Source organism: Kosakonia sp. H02 (assembly GCA_030704225.1).
GTDB lineage: Bacteria > Pseudomonadota > Gammaproteobacteria > Enterobacterales > Enterobacteriaceae > Kosakonia.
On record CP131915.1, the window covers coordinates 1,400,711 to 1,423,068 of the forward strand.

Below are 22,358 nucleotides of genomic sequence, written 5' to 3' on the forward strand. Positions count from 1 at the left end.
GGCTCATCATACGGGGAAATCCCCCACAACGGACAGCGCTTAGTGCGATAATCTTTTTTATCGCCCAGCCTGGCCACCATCATGAATAACGATATCAGAAGCCTTGATCTTAACCTGTTGAAAACCCTCGATGCGCTGCTGGATGAACGCAATGTGACCCGCGCCGCCGCGCGTCTTTCTCTGACACAACCGGCGGTGAGCGGTATGCTGACGCGCCTGCGCGACTATTTCGCCGATCCGCTGTTTATTCGTGCGCCGCATGGCATGATCCCCACGGCGCGCGCCCAGGCGTTGGCAGCGCCCGTGAAGCAGATCCTCGCCGATATTGATGTGCTGCTGAAACCCGGCACGTTTGACCCGCATACCGCCACCCTCACCTGGACGCTGGCAGCAACGGATTACGCGCTAAAAGTGGTGATCGTGCCGTTTATTGCGGCGCTGAGACAGCATGCGCCGGGCATTCGCCTGCGCGTGGAGCCGGTGGAGCCCAGGCAGCTAATGAGCCAGCTTGAGCGCGGTGATGTGGATGCAGCGTTGATGACGCCCTACAGCACGCCGCCTGAACTACGCAGCCGGGCGCTGTTCGAGGAGCGTTTTGTCTGCATGATGCGCGCCGATCACCCGGATGCCGCAAAGAAAACGCTGACGCTGGAACGCTTTTGCGCGCTGGAACATGCGCTGGTGTCATGGGATGGCGATCGTTTTCGCGGCGTAACGGATGACGCGCTTGCCCTGCTGGGCAAAACGCGGCATGTCGGTATGTCGGTCAGCAACTTCCTGATCCTGCCTGAGCTCTTAGCGGTGAGCGATATGATTGCGGTTGTGCCGCAGCGCCTCGCCCGGCTGAGTGCAGGGATGTGCGTGCGCGATGCGCCGTTGCCGATCCCGGGATTTACTAAAACGCTGGCCTGGCATGAACGCGCACATCGCGACCCGGCGCAGCAGTGGCTGCGCGGGCTGCTGTATGAAACCAGCCAGCACGGCGTTTATTCAACGCCGGTGGTGACGTGAAAACGCCGCGTTTCCTGAGGTGCAAGCGTCAGCAAGCTTCCATTGCGCTGGGCGGCGAGGAACCCTTCCGGGCGGCACGTGGCGGGCAAGGCAAATGCCGCGACTTGCTGATCGCCGTTATAGAGGATCCAGCGGGTGGCGTAATTAAACTCGCGGCTGGAGAAGCGCGTTAGCCAGGTCACGCCGTCCGGGCCGTGCATACGAAACTCCGGCGTATCGGTATAACGGTCGAGACAATCGGCGAAAAAGACGATTTCCGGATCGTAAAACGCCGGTTGCGTCAGCGCGCTCAGGCTCGCTTCGCCCTGCTGCAAGCGGCGGTTAAACGCCAGCCACTGCTCGGTGGGTTTAACATGGGCGGGCACCGATTCACGCAACGTCAGCGCGTCATCCGGCAGATTCTGGCTGAACGTCGCTTGCGGTACATACGCGTAATTCATATGGCACATGTACTGAAGCGGCATTGGCGCACACGCCAGGTTAGTCACCGTCATCTCAATATCAAACAATGCGCTGTGGCTGTGGAGCACCACCGCAGGTTGCGCCAGGTAGTGATCGCCAAAACCCATCACATATTCATAGCGCCCCGTCAGGCGCAAGGTTTCACCGTCCAGTTCCAGCCACGCGTCATCCATCGGCGCGCAAGCCATTTCACCGTGCAGGACGTGCGTATCCTCGGACGACGGGCAACCATTCGCCAGTAACCCGGAATGAAAGGCAAAGCAGCCGTAGGTTTCAACAATCTGCTGCGCAGGTTTCGGTTGGCGGAACATGTTGTGCATGGTCAATGAGCGGCCATCGAAATGGACATCCCAAATCATCTGCCCCAGCCACGGCAGCACTAACAAATAACCGCGATCGTTTTCCAGTTTCACCGCTTCCACACCGCTCGGGTAGCGAAACGCGCTGACGGTAAAGTCACTGTTTTCCAGCAAGATTTGCGGCTGAAGGGTGAACCCTTCACGCTGTAGAGCAAAACGTGTCGCCATCATCGTCTCCTTAAGAAGCCGTGGCATTTGCAAGTTCCCCACGCACTTTGCTCTCGCGCCAGAAATGGACGCCGACATAGACAAAGCACAGCATGGAAACGAGGAACGAGAGTTGCAGTGAATGCAGCATATCCGCCACATAGCCCTGCACCGCAGGCACTACCGCTGCGCCGACAATCGCCATGACGATCACCGCGCCGGCCATTTCGGTATGTTCGTTGTCGACCGTATCCAGCGTTCCGGCATAGATCGTGGCCCAGCATGGCCCGAACAGAATGCTGACGGCAACCGCCACATACACCGCGCTAAAACTCGGTGCCAGCGCTACATACGCCAGGAACAGGGCGCCAATAATCGAGTACATAATCAGCACTTTGGTTGGGTTAAAGCGCGTCATTAAAATGTTGGCGACAAACTTGCCGATAAAGAAGCAGGCGAAGCTGTAAACCATAAAGTTAGAGGCATCGCGCTCGTTGATGTCCCCCATTTCCAGCGCCAGCCGGATGGTGAACGACCAGACGGCAACCTGCATGCCCACATACAGAAATTGTGCGAGGATGCCGCGACGAAAGCGTTCATTGGACGCCAGGTAGCGCAAGGTTTCCATCGCCGAAGGGCGTTTATGCGTGGCGGTGCGCGCCACTTTACAGGCCGGGAAGCGAGTGAACATAAACAACGCCATCACCACAACCAGCACCATAATCATGTACTTATAAGGCTCGAGAGTGTTTTCCAGCATCAGCACTTTGAAATTATGCATCTGCTCCGGCGTCATACCGACCATCTGCTTTTGCAGGCTCTCGCCGTCGGAAAAGACCAGATATTTACCCAGCAAAATGCCGGAGGCTGCGCCAATCGGGTAAAAGGTCTGGCTAATGTTGAGACGCAGTGTCGCCTGCGCTTTTGGCCCCAGCATGGAGCTGTAAGTATTGGCGGCAGTTTCCAGGAAACTCAAACCAATGGCGATGGCGAAAATCGCCGCCAGGAACATGGTGTAAGTCGCCATGTGCGAGGCGGGGAAAAAGAGCATACAACCGACGATATACAGCGTCAGCCCCATTAAAATCGCCATTTTATAACTGCTTTTTTTAATCACCAGCGATGCCGGAAGCGCAATTAAAAAATAGCCGCCATAAAATGCACTTTGCACCAACGCCGAGGCGAAATTGCTTAATGAAAATACACTTTTAAACTGCGTAATTAATATGTCATTTAATGCAGCAGCGCATCCCCATAGCGGGAATAAGCTGGATAACAGAATAAACTGGAATAACGGAGTCTTATTCAGATAGCCGTCGGGCATCTGAACGATATTTTTTTCGTTCATAGTGCTACCTTTAACAGTGCAGGGTGTATGCCTGAATAATTACCGGCAGCGCGTAATTAAGCACCGCCGTTTTATTTCAGGGATTATTTTTCGTTAAACGCCAGAAACTCATTAAATTGCTCAATGCTTGGGTAAGATGATTGCGTGCCTTTGCCCGTTACGCTGAACGCGGCGAAGAGCGAGGCCTTTTTCATGGCGGTTTCCACATCACCGCTTTGGACATAATAGTGGGCGAAACAACCGATAAACGCATCGCCTGCGCCACTGGTATCGACGGCTGTTACGTTAATAGCGGGAATATGCTCTTCGCGATCCCGCGTCATCCATAGCACGCCTTTTTCACCCATGGTGACAATAATATTGTTCAGACCTTTATCAATCAGGCTACGGGCAGCGGTACGAATATTCTCATAATTATCCACCGGCAGGCCGGTAAGAATTTCTAATTCGGTTTCGTTTGGCACAAAGAAATCGCATTTACAGGCATAGGACATATCTAATTCACGTAATGCCGGTGCCGGATTAAGTAATACTTCGATACCATGCTTTTTACCAAATTCAATGGCGTGATAAACCGTTTCTAGCTGCACCTCAAGTTGCAGGACGATCAGTTTACATTTCTTCAGATCTTCCGCAGCGCGATCGATATCTTCCGGCGAGAGGAATTTATTCGCACCTTTGATAATCAAAATGCTGTTACTGGAATTCGGGTTGACAAAAATCGGTGCGACACCGCTGCTGGTACAGGGCACTTTTTCGACATAGGTGGTGTTAATACCCCAGGATTCCAGGTTGCGAATGGTGTTGTCGGCAAAAATATCGTCGCCCACTTTCGTCAGCATCAGCACTTTCGAATTGAGCTTCGCGGCGGCCACCGCCTGGTTTGCGCCTTTGCCGCCGCAACCTATTTTAAAGGAGGGGGCTTCCAGGGTTTCACCCTCTTTCGGCATTTGGTGGGTGTAGGTGATGAGATCCACCATGTTGGAGCCAATGACCGCGATATCCATTTAGTACCTCTCGAAACAATCATGTAACAATGATATTTTAGTAACATTATCATGTTATTTTAGTATCATTTGTGACTCAACTCGCGATTACATGATCCTTTTATCTCTGTTAAATCCATCACAACTGGCGAATTCCCGGCAGTTAACTCCATATCCAACGCGAACATTTCAATGTTACTATTGAAACATTCGCGAGCGAGCCGGAGAACAAGTGAATGGAAACTAAGCAAAAAGAGCGTATTCGTCGTCTGGTGGAACTGCTGAAAAAGACGGACCGTATCCATCTGAAAGACGCCGCGCGTATGCTGGAGGTTTCTGTCATGACGATCCGCCGGGATTTCAGCCAGGAAGAGGAACCCTTACCGTTAGCCCTGCTCGGCGGCTACATTGTTATGGTCAATAAGCCTGCCGCCGCGGTGGTTTCAGCCGCTCGACCCCATCATAAAGACGATTTGCCCGTCGCGATCCTGGCGGCCGGGCTGGTGAGCGAAAACGATTTGGTGTTTTTTGATAACGGGCCGGAAATGCCGCTGGTTATCAGCATGATCCCAGATGACATCCACTTCACCGGCATTTGCTATTCTCACCAGGTTTTTATGGCGCTTAATGCCAAACCGAACGCCACGGCCATGCTGTGCGGCGGAACATATCGCGCCAAAAGCGATGCGTTTTATGCCCCGGATAATCACTCCCTTCTCGATGCGTTAAACCCGCGCAAAGCCTTTATTTCCGCCAGCGGCGTGCATGAACATTACGGCGTGACCTGGTTCAACATCGACGATCTGCCCATGAAACGTAAGGCTATGGAACAGGGGATGCGCAAGATTTTGCTGGCGCGTTACGCCCTGTTCGATGAGGTCGCGCCCGCCAGCATCGCGCCGCTCGCCAGCTTCGATGTGCTGGTCAGCGACAGGCCCTTGCCTGCGGAATATTCGGCGCATTGCCGAAATGCCTTTGTGAAAATCATTACCCCCGATGCTGAAAATGAGTAATCAGGCCGAAAGAACCTCAGGCAAGCGCGCCGTTTTAGCCGTTACTCAAAGAACAACCCAAGCTTGTTAAACACGCCCGGATCGGTCTGGTGACGGATGATTTGCACCACATCTTCCAGCTTATCGATCTGGCTTATCATCTGCTCCAGGCGCTGGTCGTTGGCGACCTGTAGCCAGATGCGGCTCTGCTCGCCGTTTTGTAGCGGCAAACAGAGAATGCCTTCCACGTTGAACGCGCGACGGGCAAATAGCCCGCAGACATGGGTCATTACACCCGGATGGTTGCGCACGGTGAGTTCGAGAATGACGTTATCGGTTGTTTGCATGGCTTATTCCCCCACCATTTCTGTATTCGCCGCGCCCGGCGGCACCATCGGGTAGACTTTTTCTTGTGGATCGATACGCACATGGACCAGCGCCGGGCCAGGGCGGGAGATAATCTCTTGCAGCGCGGCTTGCGGGTCGGCCGCGGCATTTAAATCGCAGGTTTGCAGGCCAAAACCGGCGGCAATCTGCATAAAGTTGACCATACCGGGATACGTCGCGGCAAAGACGCCAGACTTGTAGAACAGGCTCTGTTGTTGATGCACCAGCCCCAGCGCTTCGTTATTCATCAGAATGATTTTTACATCCAGATTATTTTCCGCAGCAGTGGCCATTTCCTGAATATTCATCATCAGGCTGCCGTCACCGGAAAAGCAGATAACTTTGCGCTCCGGGTTCGCCAGCGCCGCGCCAATCGCCGCAGGCAGACCAAAGCCCATGGTGCCCAGCCCGCCGGACGTCAGCCACTGGCGCGGGCGATTAAGCGGATATGCTTGCGCTGTCCACATCTGATGCTGCCCGACATCGGTGGCGATAATCGCCTCATCATCCACACAGGCCGCCACCGCGTTAATTAAACCGTAATGGCTTAACGGATCGCGATGCTGCGCAATGGCAGAAGGAAATTCCGCCTGCAACTGTTCAACGGTGTTGCGCCAGGCGTGGCGGGCGCTCGCTTCAATCTGCGGGATCAATACGTCGAGGACTTCACCAACATCGCCCTGAATAGCAACATGCGCTTGCTTCACTTTGCCCAGCTCTGCGCGGTCGATATCAACATGAATGATTTTGGCATTCGGACAGAACTGCTCGGTTTTGCCAATCGCCCGGTCATCAAAACGCGCGCCCAGAACAATCAGTAAATCCGCTTCCTGCAAGATGAAGTTAGTGCTGCGCGCACCGTGCATGCCCAGCATTCCCAGCGACAGCGGATGGTTTTTTGGCAGCATACCGAGCGCCATCAGCGTCATGGTTGTTGGCAAATTGGCTTTTTCCGCCAGCCGACGAATTTGCTGCGGCGCATTAATCACGCCGCCGCCCAGGTAGAGCACCGGGCGCTGAGCGGCGTTGATCATCTCGGCGGCTTCGCGAACAGACTGCGCATTCCAGGCGGGAGCCGGGGCTTTATAACCGGGTTCCGGCAACTCGCTCAGGGTGATTTCTGCGGTCTGTACATCTTTTGGAATATCTATCCACACCGGGCCAGGGCGACCGGACTGCGCAATGCGAAACGCGTCGCTAATGACCTGCGGCAGTTCGGCGATATTGCGCACCAGGTAGTTGTGTTTGGTGATGGGGATAGAGATGCCGTAAGTGTCTACTTCCTGGAATGCGTCGGTGCCAATCATTGAGGCGGGCACCTGGCCGGTGATGCACACCAGCGGGATGGAATCGAGACGCGCATCGGCGATGGCGGTCACCAGGTTGGTCGCGCCCGGTCCACTACAGGCCAGACACACCGCCGGTTTTCCCTGTGTGCGTGCCATGCCCTGGGCGATAAAGCCTGCGCCCTGCTCGTGACGCGCCAGTACATGGCGAATCTGCGTACTTTGGCTCAGCGCGTCGTATAACGGCAAGACGGTGCCGCCCGGGATGCCCGTAACGGTGGTGATGCCCTGTCGCTCCAGTAAATGAACAATCAGCTGCGCGCCTGTGTAGCGCGTGGATTGCGGTGTGCTGCCCGAACTTGCCATGCTCCAGTCCTTCTTGTTCTGGGCCGACTTTCCGGGAGGGATAAAACAAGAAACCCCGCCCGGTTTGCGCCGGCGGGGTTTTGGAATCGTGTGTTGTTCCGGACCCTACGGCGCTTTGCCGACGACCACCACCACACGCACGACGACCACCGCGGCGTTATGCGCGGTTTTTAGTAGGGTCATCGGTTTGATGGCAGCGTTCATTAGGGACCTGTTGTTGTGTTATTAACGAGATTTATACAAACACAGGAATCATCCGCCGACAACTGCTTTTTGCGCAGCGGCGGGAAAGTGCGCTATCGCTCACATTTATTTACTTAAGCGATGAAAACAAAAAACCCCGCCGGAGCGAGGTTTTTTTGCAGTTTTTTGCGGTTGGTGGCCGCAAGCACACTGCGTTACGTCAACAGCGGAACTATACGCTATATCGGAAAATTGCGCAATTTTCAGGCGTAATCCGCCGCATTAAGTATGGTGCAATGTCGCAAAAACCGCCAATAATTACTGTATATAAACACAGTGTTCACATATACTGATCCCGCGCATCTGTGTTAGGGGCCGCATCTACGGCGCAATAAGTCCTGGCTGAAACGGGTGGTGCCGTCAGCGCCTTAACCCCTGTGAGCACACTGCGTTACGCCAACAACACGGCTGGCAACAGGCGGCGGAAAGGTACGTCAGCCGGTGCTCCTTTACCTGAGGAGACGCGTATGGGCGAAATGGAGATGGTTATCCTGATCCTGAAACTCATTGTTGCCTTGTTGCAACTGCTTGAAGCTGTCCTGAAATTCCTGCGGTAATTCAGGTTCAAGTCGCACCAAAGGGGGGCGGGCAACCGTCCCCCTTTAACATGGCCGTTCTGGCCTGCGCTGCGGCAGCTATGTTACATTTTGGTGACATTTCACTCACGCTGACCGCCATGACACTCACTGTTTTTTCGATTTTGCTGTTCGCCGCGCTGCTGCACGCCAGCTGGAACGCCATTGTCAAAGCGGGCAGCGACAAGCTCTATTCTGCCATTGCGGTGAGCGGTTCCGCTGCGCTAATCGCCCTGATTTTATTGCCTTTCTCTCCCCAGCCGACCCTTGCCAGCGCACCGTATCTGGCGGCAAGTTGCGCCTTGCAGGTGGTTTATACCGTGCTGGTCGCCAAAACGTATCAGGTCTCGGATATGAGCCAGACCTACCCGCTGATGCGCGGCGCTGCGCCGCTGCTGGTGGCGTTAATCAGCGTGCTGTTTATGGGCGATTCCTTAAGCGACCTGGCGTGGGGCGGCATTGCGGTGATCTGCTTATCGATTCTGGGGATGGCCTTTAACGGGCGCAGCCAGTCACGCAAGGGGATTTGGCTGGCGCTACTCAACTCTTGTTTTATCGCGGGCTATACGCTGGTGGACGGCACCGGCGTGCGCCTGGCCGGTTCCGCGCTCGGTTACACTTTATGGACCTTCTTTCTGAACGGCTTCTGCCTGCTGCTGTGGGCAATGGTGGCGCGACGCCAGACGGTTTCGCGTTACCTGGTCGCAAACTGGAAAAAGGGCGTACCGGGCGGGATTGGCACCATGGGCTCCTACGGCCTGGCGCTGTGGGCCATGACGCAAGCACCGCTGGCGGTTGTTGCGGCCCTGCGCGAAACCTCCATTTTGTTCGGCGCATTGTTGGCGTTTTTGCTGCTGAAAGAGAAAGTCGCCGGGCTGCGGATTGTCGCCGCCTGCGGTATCGCGGCTGGGGCGATTCTGCTGCGCCTTTCGTGAATCATCCTGGCAACAAATGTTGCCGATAATCGTTTACAAATCCTGCCTGCCACCGCGCAACCATTACTGGGATCCGTAGTGGTTCTGTCATCTTCTTATGGTAGATTCCTCCTTCATTAAGGCTGTATCGCAGCCATATATTCTATAATTTCCATCTTTTATAAAGTAATCATCGATATGAAAAGGCAAAGAAACGTCAATTTGTTATTGATGCTGGTGCTTCTGGTCGCGGTCGGGCAGATGGCGCAAACCATCTATATCCCGGCGATTGCGGATATGGCGCGCGACCTGGCGGTAACAGAAGGCGCAGTGCAGAGTGTGATGGCTGCATACCTGCTGACCTATGGCGTCTCGCAGTTATTCTACGGCCCGCTGGCCGACCGCGTGGGTCGTCGTCCGGTGATCCTCGCCGGGATGTCGATTTTTATGCTGGCAACACTGATCGCTATCACCACTAACAGCCTGCCGGTGCTGATCTTCGCCAGCGCCCTTCAGGGCGTCGGCACCGGGGTTGGCGGCGTCATGGCGCGCACATTGCCGCGCGATCTTTATGCGGGCACCGAATTGCGCCACGCTAACAGCCTGTTAAATATGGGCATTCTGGTTAGCCCACTGCTGGCTCCGCTGATTGGCGGCGTGCTGAATACGCTGGTGAACTGGCGCGCCTGCTTTATCTTCTTGCTGGTGTTATGCGCAATTGTGACTTACAGCATGGCGCGCTGGATGCCGGAAACGCGGCCCCTGGACGCGCCGCGCACGAGGCTGGTCGCCAGCTATAAAGCCCTGCTCGGCAACGGTGCGTTTAGTTGTTACTTGTTAATGCTGATTGGCGGCCTGGCCGGGATTGCGGTGTTTGAAGCCTGTTCCGGCGTGCTGATGGGCGGCGTGCTCGGCCTTAATAGCCTGACGGTGAGCGTGCTGTTTATACTGCCTATTCCGGCGGCGTTTTTCGGCGCATGGTTTGCCGGACGGCAAAATAAGCGTTTCACCTCGCTGATGTGGCAGGCGGTGATCAGTTGCCTGGCCGCCGGTATCCTGATGTGGATCCCCGGCATACTGGGGGTGATGAACATCTGGACTCTGGTGGTGCCCGCCGCGCTGTTCTTCTTCGGCGCCGGGATGCTGTTCCCGCTGGCAACCAGCGGTGCGATGGAGCCGTTCCCGTTTTTGGCCGGCACCGCAGGCGCGCTGATTGGTGGCTTGCAGAACATGGGCTCCGGCGGGCTGGCGTGGCTGTCGGCGCAGTTACCGCAAAACAGCCAGTTTAGCCTTGGGATGCTGATGACGCTGGCCGGGCTGTTGATTGTGTTGTGCTGGCTGCCGCTGGCGTCGCGCTTTGCGCACCACGAACCGGCGCTTTAACCTCATGATGGCCCGGCTTTGCGTCGGGCTTTTCACACGTGGGGGCAATCATCTCTTTCAATAATGGCTCCGGCGCAGGCCGCCACGCGCCCTCTTCACCATCATAAAATTGCGTATCGGCATTAATGGCGTACGGGATTTTCGCCTTGTTCAACTCGCAGGCCATAAAGCGGGCGAATGCCATTTGTGATGCGCTGGGTGTGCTTTTTATCGATTCGCCCACCGCCCAGCCGCCCACCCAACTGGCGTGTCCGGTTTTTTGCTGCCAGCGCAACGCCGTGGCAATGCGTGCGCGGATCGCTGCTTTCTCCGCCGCCGTACCGGAGGTCCACGGGTATTTGCCGTTGGTTTTCAGCGGCCCCCACGGAAAGATATGCCACTCCGCCAGCAGGTAGTTCTGGCTGTGCGCAGGCAGTTTTAACGAGGCGAGATCTTCCGGCGCGGCGCGCATGCGTGGGGCGATAAAAATCATCCGCTGCGGATCGATATCATGCAGGGTTCTGACAACATTGTCGTAGGCGCGATTAAGCGCAGGGAGATCGCGGTTGAGCTTGTCGGCGGGTTCATAAATCACATCAAAACCGAGCGTCGGGTGTTCGGTGCCAAAAAAATGCCCCACCGTTGACCACCACGCCACCAGTTGCGCTTCGTTTTTCGCATCAGGATCGGCTTTGAAGCTGTCCGCCTGGTAAGCAATCACCGGGGTAATACCGTATTGCTCGCAGGCTTCCACCAGCTTACGCAGGTGAATCAGGCGCGCTTCGGTCATGTTATCCGCCACGCGAATACGGACATGGCGAATACCGGCGTTGTAGAAATCGCGTACGATAAGCGGGTCAAACTCGCGAATACCGCGCTCGGTGCGCGCCCAGTCGACATCCATACCCACCCCCAACTGCTGCGCGTAACGCGCCGCCGTCAGCGGAGTTTCGGCGGCAAATACAGTCGTTCCCGCCAGCAACATAACAACAGCAATCAATGGCTTTAACACAGTTGACCTTGCGAAAATCGGGGGTGATTACATGTATTTAGCATGCTTTTATCCGCCACGCGTAGCGACAAAGCGTAATAAATTTTCTCTTCACACTCAGCCGCGCTGGCGCAAAATCGCCATGAGCTCCATGGGTGAGCGCCGCTGGCGCAGCAAATCACGCATCACGCGCATATGCGGCGCACTGTGGGTGAAAAAGTGGCGGTAACCTTCACACAATGCGCTCTTGCCGTGGCTAAAGCGGTGCTTCGGGCAGTCGCCCTGGCAAAACCGCAGCACGTCGCAGTTCCGGCAATCACTGCCGAGCGTCGCTTTTTTACTCTGCCCGAAGACGATAGCCTCGCGGCTGGCGTTGATCTCTTTGATGGGGATGTGATGCAGGTTGCCGAGGCGATAATCCGGGTAAACATAGTGATCGCACTGGTAAATATCGCCGTTAGCCTCCAGCGCAAAGGCATGGCCGCAGGTTTCGCCGAAGGTACACATTTGCGACGGGTAGCCGCTCCACACGCCGAGAGTTGAGTCAAACAACTGCACATAGACGCGGCCAATATCTTCCCGCGCCCAGAGATCAAACACTGTGCTCAGAAAGTGGCCCCACGCTTCGCCGCTCACGGATTCAGCGGATAAATGCCCCAGCGCATCCTGCTCGACCAACGGAATAAACTGCAAAAACGGCGTGCCGAGTGCGCGCAGATAGCGGTAAACCTGCTGCGGCTGCTGGCTGTTGCGGTTATTCACCACGCAAAGCAGGTTGAACGCCACGCCATGTTTTACCAGGGTTTCAATGGCGTTCACCACTTTGTGGTGCGAGGGTTTACCGCGGCGGTTCACACGATACACATCGTGCAATTCTGCCGGGCCATCAATGGAAATACCCACCAGCCAGTCATTTTCCCGAAAGAAACGGCACCAGGCGTCATTGAGCAAAATCCCATTGGTTTGAAAGGCGTTTTCGATCCGCTTGCCGTTGGCATACTGCTGTTGCAGGGCGGCGACACGGCGGAAAAAATCCAGCCCGCAGAGCGTGGGTTCACCGCCCTGCCAGGCGAACGGCACCACGTTGCCCGGTTGCGCGTCGATTTGCTGGCGGATAAACGCCGCCAGCGTGGCGTCATCCATTACGTCTTGCTGGGGTTTCTCAAGGTAAAAACAGTAGCGGCAGTTAAGGTTACAGCGGGAACTGGCGGGCTTCGCCATCACATGACAGCCTGGCATCACTTGTCCTTAGAGAAATAGAAGTAGCTGGCGGATATGGGTAACAGCAAACAGTAACGAGAGGGAAAACACCGCGAGGGAGATCAATAATTTGTCACGTATCGCGCCAGGCATAACAAAATCATTGTCGTTCACGTCCATTAACTGGCGCTTATGGGTGTAGCGCCAGAGGATCACCGCCGCTAACGCCAGCAGCGCCAGAGAAATCCAGAACGGCGTGCCCGACTGCTGCCAGTTATGCTTCACCGCCAGCGCCATCAATGCGCCGTAGCCAAATAACGTGCGCAACCATGCCAGCGACGTGCGTTCCGGTTGTAGGCCCGGATCGGCTTCGCGGCGTGCTTTGCGGTTATCCGGCATAGAACACCAGCACCATGACCACCACCGCGACCGCCAGCAGGGCAACGCTAATCACCAGCAGCGTGCGGGTGTAGGGCAAATCCTCTTTCAGGCGCATCGCTTTTTCATTGCGCAGCCAGCGCAGATAACCGTAAAGCGCCAGCGCACCGGCAAAGAGGCACAACAGCAGCGCCAGCACTTCGCGGATAAGCGGCGTGGCAAATTCCGGGGCCAGCTGATCCAGGCCGACGCCCGCGGCGAGAAAACCGAGCGCGGTGCGGATCCAGGCAAGAAAAGTGCGCTCGTTGGCCAGCGAAAAGCGGTAATCCGGGGCTTCGCCGACGCGGGATATTTTCATGACTTCTCCTTGTTATCGATTACCCCACGCCGGTTGCCGTGCGGGGCATGATCAGAACTTCTGCGTTTTCTCTTCCACCTTCACCCCCTGCGTGGGCAAGCCGGTGTCGTAATCGCGCACCACGGGGGAGTAACCATCTTCCGGACGCGGGCGGAATGCCCCCATCCAGCGCGGCGCGGCATCGGCTCGCCACGGGCGCAGGCTCCACTGGTAAGTACGGAACGGGTCGCGCACCTTATCCATATAATCCAGCAGCGCATCATGCAGCCGGTTACGGGTGTCGGCAAAGCGCGGATCGTTAATCAAATTATTCAGTTCATCCGGGTCATTATGCCGGTCGTACAACTCATCGCTGGTAAACAGATTCAGCACCAGTTTAAAGCCGTCGGTGACCCAGCAGCGTACCGGAATAAACCCACCGAAACTATCATGTTCAATTTCATAACGGTTAAATTCCACCATCACGCCACGTTCAGGCTGCGCGTTGAAAAGGTTTTCACCGGGCAAAATCGGCGGTTTTTCAATGCCTGCCAATGCCATCAACGTTGGCAGCACATCAATATGGCTGACCGGCGTATCCACCTCGGCAGGCGAGCCGTGCGGCGGGCGGATAATCAGCGGTATACGCGTAATATCGTCATACATCGCCGCACCTTTACTGATGAGCTGATGCGCGCCCATCATTTCGCCGTGATCGGAGGTGTAAATCACCCAGGTGTTTTCCCGTTGTTGCGGGGTGAGCGCATTGATCACCCGGCCAATCTGGTCATCCACAAAATCGTTACAGGCGAAATACATCGGATGGTGATAAAGGCCATCCTCCCCGACCGGCGAAGGCATGGCCTGCGCCCACAGGCGATGATGCTCCGGTTTGTTGGCTAAATCATCCTGCGCCTTGCCCTGCAAGTCATAGTAAAAGTCGGCGTACTTTTCCAGATACGCGACCGGGCAGGTAAAAGGGTGGTGCGGTTCATCATAGGAGACCACCATCAGGAACGGTTCATCTTCAACGTCCGGTTTGGCGAGAAAATCGATGGCGCGGTTGCTGATGCGATACGCCCAGGTAAAGGTCTCATCGATGTTGTGCGCCTGCAAATCCTCCACGCTGTTCAACCCGTTGCGCCAGAGGCTTATCTGCTCGTCGGTTAATTCTGCCAGGTAGTTCGCGCCGTCAAACCAGTACTCCTCATCCCACTCCGGCGGGCAAACGCCGGTGCCGAAGTAGTCGTGCCCGTCGAGGTGCCATTTGCCGATATAGCAGGTGTGGTAACCCGCATCCTGAAAGTAACGTCCCATGGTGGAGATGTTTTTGCCCGGCGCGACATTGTTGGTCCACGGCCCGGACTGATTACTGTAGATGCCAGTAAACAGCCCGGCGCGTGCCGGGGTGCAAACGGGGGTGCAGGTATAGGCGGAATTAAAGCGAATGCCTTCCTGCGCCAGCGCATCAATATGGTGCGTGTTCAACGGCTTGCCGCTGTAACAGCCCACCATATTGGTGGCCTGCGTGTCGGTCATAATGAACAGAAAGTTAGGGCGAGTCATGGCTTTTCCTTGATGTCAGCATACGTCGCGTGAGCGGTGCGGCGCTGGCGCAGCGCATCGACCAGCAGGTAAATCACCACTGCGGCGACAATCAAATAACAAATAATGGTGAAGGCATGGGTGGGGTAACCGCCAAATTGCGCCAGCCCGGCGTAAACGCCAATCATGGCGAACAGCACACCGACGGACGCTATCTTCGCGTTTTTCCACGGTTTCATATCCACGGCGAAGGCATCGCGAAAAGAAAACGGCGTAGCGCGCGGTTTGAACCAGCCAATCACCAGCATCAGCACCACATTCAGGCAGAAGGTGGTGGCGAGAAGGTAGAGAAAATGGAAGTCGAACTTCACTAAATAGTTGATGGTGATATAGCTGCAAATACCGAACAACATGGCGGCTTTGGCGGCAATCGCCGGAATGCGCGGAAAGAAGAAGCCCATAATGACGATGGTCACCAGCGGAACGTTATAAATGCCGTTGAGCTGCTTCATCCACGAGTAAAGCCCCTGCGGCGCATTGGCAATCCACGGCGCGACAAATACAGAAACCACCGCCACCACCAGGCCAAACCTGCGCCCGACGCGCACCAGTTGGTCATCGGTTGCCTGCTCATTGATAATCCGCCGATAAATCCCGAGGCTGAACAGCGTGCTGGCGCTATTCAAAAAGCCGCAAAAGGCGCTGATGATGGCACCAAACAGCACGGCGCTAAAAAAGCCGATCAGCGGCAGCGGCATCACTTTGTTAACCAGCGCCGGGTAGGCCATATCGGCTTTTGGTAGATCCTGAAACAGGTGAAACGCAATCACGCCTGGCAGGACCAGAATCAGCGGATCGAGCATCTTCAGCACCGCAGTTAATAGCGCGCCTTTTTGCCCTTCCGCCAGGCTGCGCGATGCCAGTGTGCGCTGGACAATGCCCTGATTGGTACACCAGTAAAAGGTGTTTACCAGAATCAGCCCGGTTAACGCGGCGCCAATCGGCACCGGATCGTGGCTGCCGCCAATGGAGTTGAGCAGCTGGCTGTGGTCGCTGGTCAGGCGGTCAACGCCACGAAAAAAATCGCCGCCGCCCATTGCCATCAGGCCAAACACCGGCACCATCAGGCCGCCAATCACAAGGCCAATGCCGTTAATCACATCGGCAATGGCAATGGCGCGCATCCCGCCAACCACTGCATAAAGAATGCCGGAAATGCCGAGCACAATCGCCATCGCCCAGATGGCGCTGTTTTGCGAAATGCCAAAAGTATCAGCAACATGAAACATGCTGTTAAAGGCCAGCGCGCCGGAGTAGAGAATAATCGGCAGAAAGCAGATGCCGGTAGCAATCAGGAAACAGCAGTCGATGATGATGCGCGTGGTTTTGTCGTAGCGCTCCTCAATAAAATCGGGAATGGTGGCGATGCCGCGTTGTAAATAGCGGGGCAGGAAGATCAGCGCCAGGAAAATCAACGGAATAGCGGAGATAACTTCCCAGGCCATCACGGACATACCGCTGCGATACGCCTGGCCGGTCAGCCCGACCAGTTGCTCTGTCGACAGGTTGGTCAGCATCAATGAGGCGGCAATCACCGGCGCTTTCAGGGAACGTCCCGCCAGAAAATAGCCCTGCTGCGAACCGGTATCGGCTTTGCGTAACTTCCACCAGGTAATGAATGCGACGAGCAGAGTAAATGCAATAAAGCTCACAATTTGCTGCATATTCATTTTTATTGCCCTTATTAATAGGCGATGGTGCTGCAAAAAAGAATCATTATTTCCCTGGCCTAAGATTTTTCTGCTAAGTTTCACGGTCAGGTTGTGGGCATAATTCTCCGGCGAGATAATAAAATGAATGGAAAAAATAATATTTCGGATGTAAAAACCGAAACTACCTACAATATTCCGCTGGTTCTTGACGAAAATGTGATCTCGAGCGGAATTACGCTGATTTCGCTGTGGCATACGCTGGCGGATGAAAGCTACCGCGTTTACTGGCCGCGTGATAAGAAAAAGCCGCTGATTGCCAACTCCTGGGTGGCGGTCTACACCCTGCAAGGCTGCGGGAAGATATACCTGAAGGACAATAGCGAAATTACTCTCAATGGAAATTGCGTTATATTCTTAAAACCAACCGATATAAAAAAATATCACTGCGATGGTTTGTTGTGGGAACAATACTGGATGGAGTTTATCCCTACCAGCGTTATGGAAATACCGTTATTACAGCAGGCTATTATTTATAACGGCAGCGGGTTTAATCAGGAACTCAGTAATGTCGCCACGCTTATCGCCAGTCGGGATCCGATGAAAAATAATCTGGCGGTGGCCTTTCTGACGAAAATTATATATCAGTGGATTTGTCTTATTTCTGAAAATGGAATAAAGGATAGCCAGTTACTGCATATTGAAAAATTAATTACCGCGCTGCATGCCTCCCCGCAAAAACGCTGGACGGTGAGCGAAATGGCGCAGTGGATGCAGTGCAGCGAGCCCTGGCTGCGACGCCTTTTTCTGCGCTACACCGGGAAAACCCCGAAAGAGTACTACCTGGATGCCCGCCTCGAACTGGCGCAGTCGCTCCTGAAGCAGGAGGGTAATTCAATTGCGCATGTCGCTGATATGCTGAATTTTTTTGACGCCTTTCACTTCAGCAAAGCGTTCAAGCAGAAGTTTGGTTATGCGCCCTCGGCGGTACGCAAAACGCCAGACCGGCATCCTGGCGATGCCGGTCGCGAGAAGTAATAATCACCCCATTCCCCACAGCAGCACGGCCAGCAACTGCGGGGTAATAATGCGCAGAAACATCACCAGCGGATAAACCGTAGCATACGAGAGCGCGGCGGCTCCGCTGGTGGCATGCAGACCATTGGCGAACGCCAAAGCGGGCGGATCGGTCATCGAGCCAGCCAGCATACCGCACAGGGTTAAGTAGTTCATTTTCCCCAGCATCCGCGCCAGGATGCCGACCGTAAGCAGCGGAATGGCGGTGATAAAGATGCCGAAACACATCCACTTCACGCCGTCGCCGTGGGTCAGAGTGGCAATAAAATCCCCGCCGGATTTCAGCCCGACGACGGAGAGAAACAGCACAATACCTAACTCGCGCAGCGCCAGGTTGGCGCTCGGCGGCATAAACCAGTAGAGCTTGCCGATGGTACCGATGCGCCCGAGGATCAGCGCCATAATCAACGGCCCGCCCGCCAGACCTAACTTCAGCGCGACCGGAAAGCCAGGAATAAACAGCGGCACGGAGCCGAGCAGCACGCCAAGCCCGATACCAATAAACACCGGCAGCATCTGCACCTGCTGCAATTTTTGCTGCGCGTTGCCCACTTCGTTGGCGACGGCTTCAATCGCCGTCGGTCGGCCCACCAGGTTGAGAATGTCGCCAAATTGCAGACTGGCATCGGAGCTTGCCACCAGTTCAACACCTGCGCGATTCAGGCGCGAAATCACCACGTCGTAGCGCTCTTTAAAATGCAGATCGCGGATTTTTTTCCCCAGCACTTTTTCGTTGGTGACCACCACGCGCTCGACGCGCAAATCCGTGCCGCGCGTGGATAACGAAGTATCCACCTCCTGACCGATCACCAGTTGGGCGTTATGCAAATCTTTGGGTAAACCCACCAGGTGCAGCAAATCGCCAGACTGTATGACGGTTTCCGGCGACGGCACCATCAGCAACTCTCCCCGTTTCAGGCGCGAGCAGATGATTTTGTCGCTATTGAGGATCGGCACATCCTGAATCGCCATGGTGTTGAGATTGGGGTTTTCGACGCGAATATTGATGGTGCGAATATGCGAGACGCCGCTGCTGAGGGTGGAATCATGCTTGCGGGCTTCTTCATCGACATCAACGCGAAACAGCACGCGCAGCAGCCACATGGTCAGCAAAATCCCGCAGATACCGAACGGATAGGCCATCGCGTAGCTTGTCCCCATCAGATCAAGCTGCTCAGCAGGAATGCCTAAATCGCGCAAAATTTGCTGACCAGCCCCCAGCGCGGGCGTGTTGGTCACCGCGCCGGAAAAGAGGCCGAGCACCACCGGCAGCGGAATGGCGAAGAGTTTATGCAGGATTGCGGTGACCAGGCCGCCGAGGAGCACTATCAAAATCGCAAACAGATTGAGGCGCAGGCCAGAGACGCGCAGCGAGGCGAAAAAACCCGGCCCGACCTGAATGCCAATGGTGTAGACGAAGAGGATCAGGCCGAATTCCTGCACGAAAACCAGCATTGGGCTGCTTAAGGGAATGCCCAATTTATCGACGAAGTGGCCGACGATAATGCCGCCGAACAGCACGCCGCCAATGCCAAACCCGACGCCGCGTATTTTCACGTTGCCAATCCACAGCCCGACAACGGCCACCAGCGCCAGCACGCTCACGGTTAACGCAATATCACTCATGATTTTTCCCTGTACATGATGATTGAGGAGATTCTGACATGAGGCGGGCGTGGTTGTATGGGCGATGGCGCACAAACTCCATGGCTTCTCGCGCCCCGCGATGTGGCGAAACCTGCACCACACAGGGCAGGTTGCCCTGAATCAACGCAGCGTATTCGGGTTTTGAAAGGCGTGAGGCCAATGCTTGCGGGAACAATGGGTTATGGCACGGTTAATGCAAAAGTCCACTTTTGTTAACAACAGGGTGGCAGAATGACAAATACAACCTTAACCAACGTGGTAGTGGTAAGCCCGGCGAAGAAATGGGTACAACTGGCGCTCGGCTTATTGTGCATGGTGTCGATTTCCAGCCCGCAATATGTCTGGGCGCTGCTCACACGGCCGTTTATGGAAAAGCTGGGCGTGCCGCTGGCAGAAATTCAGCTCACCTTTTCGCTGCTGATTATTCTGCAAACCTTCTTTTCCCCCTTTCAGGGCAAGCTGATTGATAAGTTTGGCCCGCGCCGGTTGATTGCTATCGGCACCGTGCTGAGCGGCGCGAGCTGGATGCTGACCGCAACCATCAGCAGCCTGACGGAGCTTTATCTTTATTACGGCGTGATCGGCGGCCTGGGCACCGGAATTGTCTATATCGGCGTAGTTGGCCTGATGGTGCGCTGGTTCCCGGAAAAACGCGGCTTTGCCACAGGGATGGTGGCGGCGGGCTATGGCATGGGCGCGATCCTGACCACCTTCCCGGTGACCCAATCGCTGGCCGCCAAAGGGCTGGAGAATACGCTGTGGCAGTTTGGCCTGCTGATGGCCGCAGTCGGCTTTCTCGCCAGCCAGGGGCTGCGCGCGCCGCAACATGTCAGCACCCAAGAGCAAGGCAGCAACCTGAAGATGAGCGATAAGAGCTTCACCTCAAAAGAGATGCTGCGCAAGCCGCTGTTCTGGCTGATGTTTGTGATGATGACCATGATGTCGACGTCCGGCCTGATGGTGACCTCGCAAATGGCGATTTTCGCGGAAGATTTTGGCATTACGGCGGTGACGGTGCTGGGCATGGCGGCGCTGCCGCTGGCGATGACTATCGACCGTTTTATGAATGGTTTAACACGCCCGGTGTGCGGCTATATTTCCGACCGCATTGGCCGCGAGAACATGATGTTTGTCGCCTTCGGCCTGGAAGGGTGCGCGATGGCGCTGTGGCTGCTGTGCAAAGACGATCCGCTGCTGTTTGTGCTGCTTTCCGGGGTGGTCTTTTTCGGCTGGGGCGAGATCTTCTCGCTGTTTCCGGCGACGCTGACCGATACCTTCGGCACCCAACATGCAACGTCAAACTATGGCTGGCTCTATATTTCGCAAGGGATCGGTTCTATCTTCGGCGGCCCGCTGGCGGCGCTGCTGTATCAGAAAACCGCAAGCTGGAACCTGGTGTTTGGCTGCGCCATTACGCTGGATATTCTCTGCGCGCTGCTGGCGCTCTTTGTGCTGAAACCGTGGCGCCAGCGCTTTTTGCAGAGCGTGCGGGCATAAATGAAAAAGCCTTGCGAAAGCAGGGCGATAACATCATGCAAGCATGGCTATTGCAGAGGTTTTCATCTCCGGGGATGTTCTGCCGCTTTTATCAAAGGCGGCAATCAACAAATTGGTATCCAGCAAAACTTTCCTTGTCATTACTGTTTCTCCTGCTGTTTGAGCAAGCGTAACAAATTAGCTTTCGCATCCTGCTGCTCGTCAGCGCTGCTGTTCTCAAGCTTCATCTGGTTTATATCAACGCTGAAAACGTCTTTCAGGATATCGGCCAGGGCGGCTTTATTCGGCGCGGCTATTTTTTACGTTTTAACAATGCCATCGCTATCGCGGTAAAGGTTATAGGCTTCGCCCTCTTTAAGCTGTGCGAGAACAATGGACGAGTGGGTGGTGATGTAAAAAGTGGTGTTAGGGAACAGTTTTTTGAGCAACGGAATAATGTTTGCCTGCCAGGAAAGATGCAGATGGCTTTCTATTTCATCAATAAAAACAATACCTTTTACTTTTTGAATATTGGTTTCATTAGTGAAATAGCTGTAGCCGGAAACAATGGCCTGAACCAGCTTGAGGAAGTAGAGAGTTCTGCGGTTCTCCAGCGTCCCCAGGGAGGTGTTACTCATATCGGCTTTATGATCTATTTTTCCACGCGCTTGAGCTCCCAGAAAAACGACCGGCAATGTGTTGGATGTTAAAGAGGGGAAATAGTCCCGGGCGCTCACCCATAAAGGAGAGGCATCGTTTTCTCGCTGAACTTTAAAAGGCTGCGGGCGATTCGTAGCAAATGATTTGAATTTGAAAAAAATTTGATTCATGGGAATCAGCGATTTTTTTACCAGCTCATTATTAAAAAACATGAACTGGAACAGCGCTTCCAGCATTTTGGTTTTACCCACGCCGTTAGGACCGATAAAAGTATAAATATGCTGGTCAGGTTCAAGCGCTAACTGAGCGCGCCCAACGCCGATAAGTCCTTCAATCTCAAGCTGTTCGCCAAGCATAACCATCTCCAGAATGCCGCAATGGCTCCAATGTATACCAGCCTGCAAAAGAAACAAAAAAGCCCTGCTTATAAAGCAGGGCGCAGAGTCTTATTCAGGCTTTAGCTATTCAACGCCGGGCGCGAACTAATAGCGATACGCTGCGGTTCGGCGCTTTCCGGCACGTTGCGCAGTAAATCGATATGCAGCAGGCCGTTGGTGAAGGTGGCGCCGGAGACTTCCATAAAATCAGCCAGCGTAAAGCTCAGGCTGAACGGCTGTATAACCAACCCCTGATGGAGCCATTTCGGTTCGTTGGCCGGTTTTTCCGGCGTGCCTTTAATCGTCAGGCGACCGTTTTCCAGTTGAATATCCAGCTCTTCCTGGCGAAAACCCGCCAGCGCAAGGGTAATGCGATAGTGGTTATCGTCGCTTTTTTCGATGTTATAGGGCGGGAATGCCTGCTGCTCAGCGGTGCTGCTTTGCAGGGCGTTGGCCAGTTTGTCGAAACCAATCCACTGACGCAGAAGCGGGGATAAATCGTAGTTACGCATTGTGTTTCTCC

Annotated in this window: 22 protein-coding genes; 7 read left to right on the forward strand and 15 right to left on the reverse strand. The window is 54.9% G+C overall.

The annotated features are described in order from the left end of the window. Positions 1 to 81 precede the first annotated feature (81 nt). Positions 82 to 1,011, forward strand: coding sequence for a LysR family transcriptional regulator (locus Q5705_06630; protein WLI78222.1), 930 nt, complete (start codon positions 82 to 84; stop codon positions 1,009 to 1,011). Here Q5705_06630 and Q5705_06635 read toward each other — a convergent pair. The 3 genes from Q5705_06635 to rbsK all read right to left on the reverse strand — a co-directional run bounded on the left by Q5705_06635 (position 987) and on the right by rbsK (position 4,334). Continuing rightward, complete coding sequence (locus Q5705_06635) at positions 987 to 2,000, reverse strand: aldose 1-epimerase family protein (GenBank protein WLI78223.1); 1,014 nt, start codon at positions 1,998 to 2,000, stop codon at positions 987 to 989. The two genes, Q5705_06630 and Q5705_06635, sit on opposite strands and share 25 nt — an antisense overlap. A 10-nt stretch (positions 2,001 to 2,010) precedes the next feature. Further along, positions 2,011 to 3,327 carry an L-fucose:H+ symporter permease gene (gene fucP, locus Q5705_06640; protein WLI78224.1) on the reverse strand — a complete coding sequence of 439 codons (1,317 nt, stop codon included), beginning with the start codon at positions 3,325 to 3,327 and terminating at the stop codon, positions 2,011 to 2,013. Between the two features lie 83 nt (positions 3,328 to 3,410). Next, the gene (gene rbsK / locus Q5705_06645; protein WLI78225.1) at positions 3,411 to 4,334 is read right to left on the reverse strand and encodes a ribokinase; all 924 of its coding nucleotides are present in this window, start codon (positions 4,332 to 4,334) and stop codon (positions 3,411 to 3,413) included. A gap of 215 nt (positions 4,335 to 4,549) precedes the next feature. Here rbsK and Q5705_06650 point away from each other — a divergent pair, with 215 nt between their 5' ends. After that, entirely contained in the window at positions 4,550 to 5,326 is a 777-nt protein-coding gene (locus tag Q5705_06650) for a DeoR family transcriptional regulator (GenBank protein ID WLI78226.1), read from the forward strand. Positions 5,327 to 5,367: 41 nt separating this feature from the next. On the opposite strand, the gene ilvN is transcribed toward Q5705_06650, so the two are convergent. From ilvN to ivbL, 3 genes are all read right to left on the reverse strand, one after another. Next, complete coding sequence (ilvN, locus tag Q5705_06655) at positions 5,368 to 5,652, reverse strand: acetolactate synthase small subunit (GenBank protein WLI78227.1); 285 nt, start codon at positions 5,650 to 5,652, stop codon at positions 5,368 to 5,370. A 3-nt stretch (positions 5,653 to 5,655) separates the two neighbouring features. Then, entirely contained in the window at positions 5,656 to 7,344 is a 1,689-nt protein-coding gene (gene ilvB, locus Q5705_06660) for an acetolactate synthase large subunit (protein WLI78228.1), read from the reverse strand. Between the two features lie 105 nt (positions 7,345 to 7,449). Further along, positions 7,450 to 7,548, reverse strand: a complete 99-nt coding sequence (gene ivbL / locus Q5705_06665; GenBank protein WLI78229.1) for an ilvB operon leader peptide IvbL — start codon at positions 7,546 to 7,548, stop codon at positions 7,450 to 7,452. 506 nt (positions 7,549 to 8,054) lie between these two features. On the opposite strand from ivbL, the gene tisB reads away from it, so the two are divergent. The 3 genes from tisB (at position 8,055) to emrD (ending at position 10,459) form a co-directional block, all read left to right on the forward strand. Next, a complete protein-coding gene (tisB, locus tag Q5705_06670; protein ID WLI78230.1) occupies positions 8,055 to 8,144 on the forward strand; it encodes a type I toxin-antitoxin system toxin TisB in 90 nt (29 codons plus the stop codon). Positions 8,145 to 8,263: 119 nt separating this feature from the next. Continuing rightward, entirely contained in the window at positions 8,264 to 9,097 is an 834-nt protein-coding gene (locus tag Q5705_06675; protein ID WLI78987.1) for a DMT family transporter, read from the forward strand. A 177-nt stretch (positions 9,098 to 9,274) separates the two neighbouring features. Then, on the forward strand, positions 9,275 to 10,459 hold the full coding sequence (gene emrD, locus Q5705_06680; protein WLI78231.1) for a multidrug efflux MFS transporter EmrD: 1,185 nt from the start codon (positions 9,275 to 9,277) through the stop codon (positions 10,457 to 10,459). Here emrD and Q5705_06685 read toward each other — a convergent pair. The 6 genes from Q5705_06685 to Q5705_06710 all read right to left on the reverse strand — a co-directional run bounded on the left by Q5705_06685 (position 10,362) and on the right by Q5705_06710 (position 16,619). Beyond that, the gene (locus tag Q5705_06685) at positions 10,362 to 11,450 is read right to left on the reverse strand and encodes a cellulase family glycosylhydrolase (GenBank protein WLI78232.1); all 1,089 of its coding nucleotides are present in this window, start codon (positions 11,448 to 11,450) and stop codon (positions 10,362 to 10,364) included. The two genes, emrD and Q5705_06685, sit on opposite strands and share 98 nt — an antisense overlap. 96 nt (positions 11,451 to 11,546) lie before the next feature. After that, entirely contained in the window at positions 11,547 to 12,668 is a 1,122-nt protein-coding gene (locus tag Q5705_06690; protein WLI78233.1) for an anaerobic sulfatase maturase, read from the reverse strand. A 9-nt stretch (positions 12,669 to 12,677) separates the two neighbouring features. After that, a complete protein-coding gene (locus tag Q5705_06695) occupies positions 12,678 to 13,028 on the reverse strand; it encodes a DUF202 domain-containing protein (protein ID WLI78234.1) in 351 nt (116 codons plus the stop codon). Further along, on the reverse strand, positions 13,018 to 13,365 hold the full coding sequence (locus tag Q5705_06700; GenBank protein ID WLI78235.1) for a DUF202 domain-containing protein: 348 nt from the start codon (positions 13,363 to 13,365) through the stop codon (positions 13,018 to 13,020). Before Q5705_06700 ends, Q5705_06695 begins: the two co-directional genes overlap by 11 nt. A 51-nt stretch (positions 13,366 to 13,416) precedes the next feature. Then, on the reverse strand, positions 13,417 to 14,910 hold the full coding sequence (locus Q5705_06705) for a sulfatase-like hydrolase/transferase (GenBank protein ID WLI78236.1): 1,494 nt from the start codon (positions 14,908 to 14,910) through the stop codon (positions 13,417 to 13,419). Then, on the reverse strand, positions 14,907 to 16,619 hold the full coding sequence (locus tag Q5705_06710; GenBank protein WLI78237.1) for a solute:sodium symporter family transporter: 1,713 nt from the start codon (positions 16,617 to 16,619) through the stop codon (positions 14,907 to 14,909). Before Q5705_06710 ends, Q5705_06705 begins: the two co-directional genes overlap by 4 nt. Positions 16,620 to 16,742: 123 nt before the next feature. Between Q5705_06710 and Q5705_06715 the strand changes: the two genes are divergently transcribed. Next, positions 16,743 to 17,636 (forward strand): AraC family transcriptional regulator, encoded by an 894-nt coding sequence (locus Q5705_06715; GenBank protein WLI78238.1) that lies wholly within the window; start codon positions 16,743 to 16,745, stop codon positions 17,634 to 17,636. A 3-nt stretch (positions 17,637 to 17,639) separates the two neighbouring features. Here the strand turns inward: Q5705_06715 and Q5705_06720 are convergent, their stop codons facing one another. Beyond that, positions 17,640 to 19,301, reverse strand: a complete 1,662-nt coding sequence (locus tag Q5705_06720; protein ID WLI78239.1) for a putative transporter — start codon at positions 19,299 to 19,301, stop codon at positions 17,640 to 17,642. Between the two features lie 252 nt (positions 19,302 to 19,553). Between Q5705_06720 and oxlT the strand changes: the two genes are divergently transcribed. Then, positions 19,554 to 20,819, forward strand: coding sequence for an oxalate/formate MFS antiporter (oxlT, locus tag Q5705_06725; GenBank protein ID WLI78240.1), 1,266 nt, complete (start codon positions 19,554 to 19,556; stop codon positions 20,817 to 20,819). Between the two features lie 299 nt (positions 20,820 to 21,118). Here the strand turns inward: oxlT and Q5705_06730 are convergent, their stop codons facing one another. Together Q5705_06730 and ibpB are read right to left on the reverse strand one after the other, a co-directional pair. Then, entirely contained in the window at positions 21,119 to 21,814 is a 696-nt protein-coding gene (locus Q5705_06730; GenBank protein ID WLI78241.1) for an AAA family ATPase, read from the reverse strand. 101 nt (positions 21,815 to 21,915) lie between these two features. Beyond that, on the reverse strand, positions 21,916 to 22,347 hold the full coding sequence (ibpB, locus tag Q5705_06735; GenBank protein WLI78242.1) for a small heat shock chaperone IbpB: 432 nt from the start codon (positions 22,345 to 22,347) through the stop codon (positions 21,916 to 21,918). Positions 22,348 to 22,358: the final 11 nt, after the last annotated feature.

What these genes read in the sequence shown, in the direction of transcription:
- Q5705_06630 (WLI78222.1), top strand. Translation starts at nt 82, where the DNA reads ATGAATAACGATATCAGAAGCCTTGATCTTAACCTGTTGAAAACCCTC.
- Q5705_06635 (WLI78223.1), bottom strand. Translation starts at nt 2,000, where the DNA reads ATGGCGACACGTTTTGCTCTACAGCGTGAAGGGTTCACCCTTCAGCCG.
- fucP (WLI78224.1), bottom strand. Translation starts at nt 3,327, where the DNA reads ATGAACGAAAAAAATATCGTTCAGATGCCCGACGGCTATCTGAATAAG.
- rbsK (WLI78225.1), bottom strand. Translation starts at nt 4,334, where the DNA reads ATGGATATCGCGGTCATTGGCTCCAACATGGTGGATCTCATCACCTAC.
- Q5705_06650 (WLI78226.1), top strand. Translation starts at nt 4,550, where the DNA reads ATGGAAACTAAGCAAAAAGAGCGTATTCGTCGTCTGGTGGAACTGCTG.
- ilvN (WLI78227.1), bottom strand. Translation starts at nt 5,652, where the DNA reads ATGCAAACAACCGATAACGTCATTCTCGAACTCACCGTGCGCAACCAT.
- ilvB (WLI78228.1), bottom strand. Translation starts at nt 7,344, where the DNA reads ATGGCAAGTTCGGGCAGCACACCGCAATCCACGCGCTACACAGGCGCG.
- ivbL (WLI78229.1), bottom strand. Translation starts at nt 7,548, where the DNA reads ATGAACGCTGCCATCAAACCGATGACCCTACTAAAAACCGCGCATAAC.
- tisB (WLI78230.1), top strand. Translation starts at nt 8,055, where the DNA reads ATGGGCGAAATGGAGATGGTTATCCTGATCCTGAAACTCATTGTTGCC.
- Q5705_06675 (WLI78987.1), top strand. Translation starts at nt 8,264, where the DNA reads ATGACACTCACTGTTTTTTCGATTTTGCTGTTCGCCGCGCTGCTGCAC.
- emrD (WLI78231.1), top strand. Translation starts at nt 9,275, where the DNA reads ATGAAAAGGCAAAGAAACGTCAATTTGTTATTGATGCTGGTGCTTCTG.
- Q5705_06690 (WLI78233.1), bottom strand. Translation starts at nt 12,668, where the DNA reads ATGCCAGGCTGTCATGTGATGGCGAAGCCCGCCAGTTCCCGCTGTAAC.
- Q5705_06695 (WLI78234.1), bottom strand. Translation starts at nt 13,028, where the DNA reads ATGCCGGATAACCGCAAAGCACGCCGCGAAGCCGATCCGGGCCTACAA.
- Q5705_06700 (WLI78235.1), bottom strand. Translation starts at nt 13,365, where the DNA reads ATGAAAATATCCCGCGTCGGCGAAGCCCCGGATTACCGCTTTTCGCTG.
- Q5705_06705 (WLI78236.1), bottom strand. Translation starts at nt 14,910, where the DNA reads ATGACTCGCCCTAACTTTCTGTTCATTATGACCGACACGCAGGCCACC.
- Q5705_06710 (WLI78237.1), bottom strand. Translation starts at nt 16,619, where the DNA reads ATGAATATGCAGCAAATTGTGAGCTTTATTGCATTTACTCTGCTCGTC.
- Q5705_06715 (WLI78238.1), top strand. Translation starts at nt 16,743, where the DNA reads ATGAATGGAAAAAATAATATTTCGGATGTAAAAACCGAAACTACCTAC.
- Q5705_06720 (WLI78239.1), bottom strand. Translation starts at nt 19,301, where the DNA reads ATGAGTGATATTGCGTTAACCGTGAGCGTGCTGGCGCTGGTGGCCGTT.
- oxlT (WLI78240.1), top strand. Translation starts at nt 19,554, where the DNA reads ATGACAAATACAACCTTAACCAACGTGGTAGTGGTAAGCCCGGCGAAG.
- Q5705_06730 (WLI78241.1), bottom strand. Translation starts at nt 21,814, where the DNA reads ATGCTTGGCGAACAGCTTGAGATTGAAGGACTTATCGGCGTTGGGCGC.
- ibpB (WLI78242.1), bottom strand. Translation starts at nt 22,347, where the DNA reads ATGCGTAACTACGATTTATCCCCGCTTCTGCGTCAGTGGATTGGTTTC.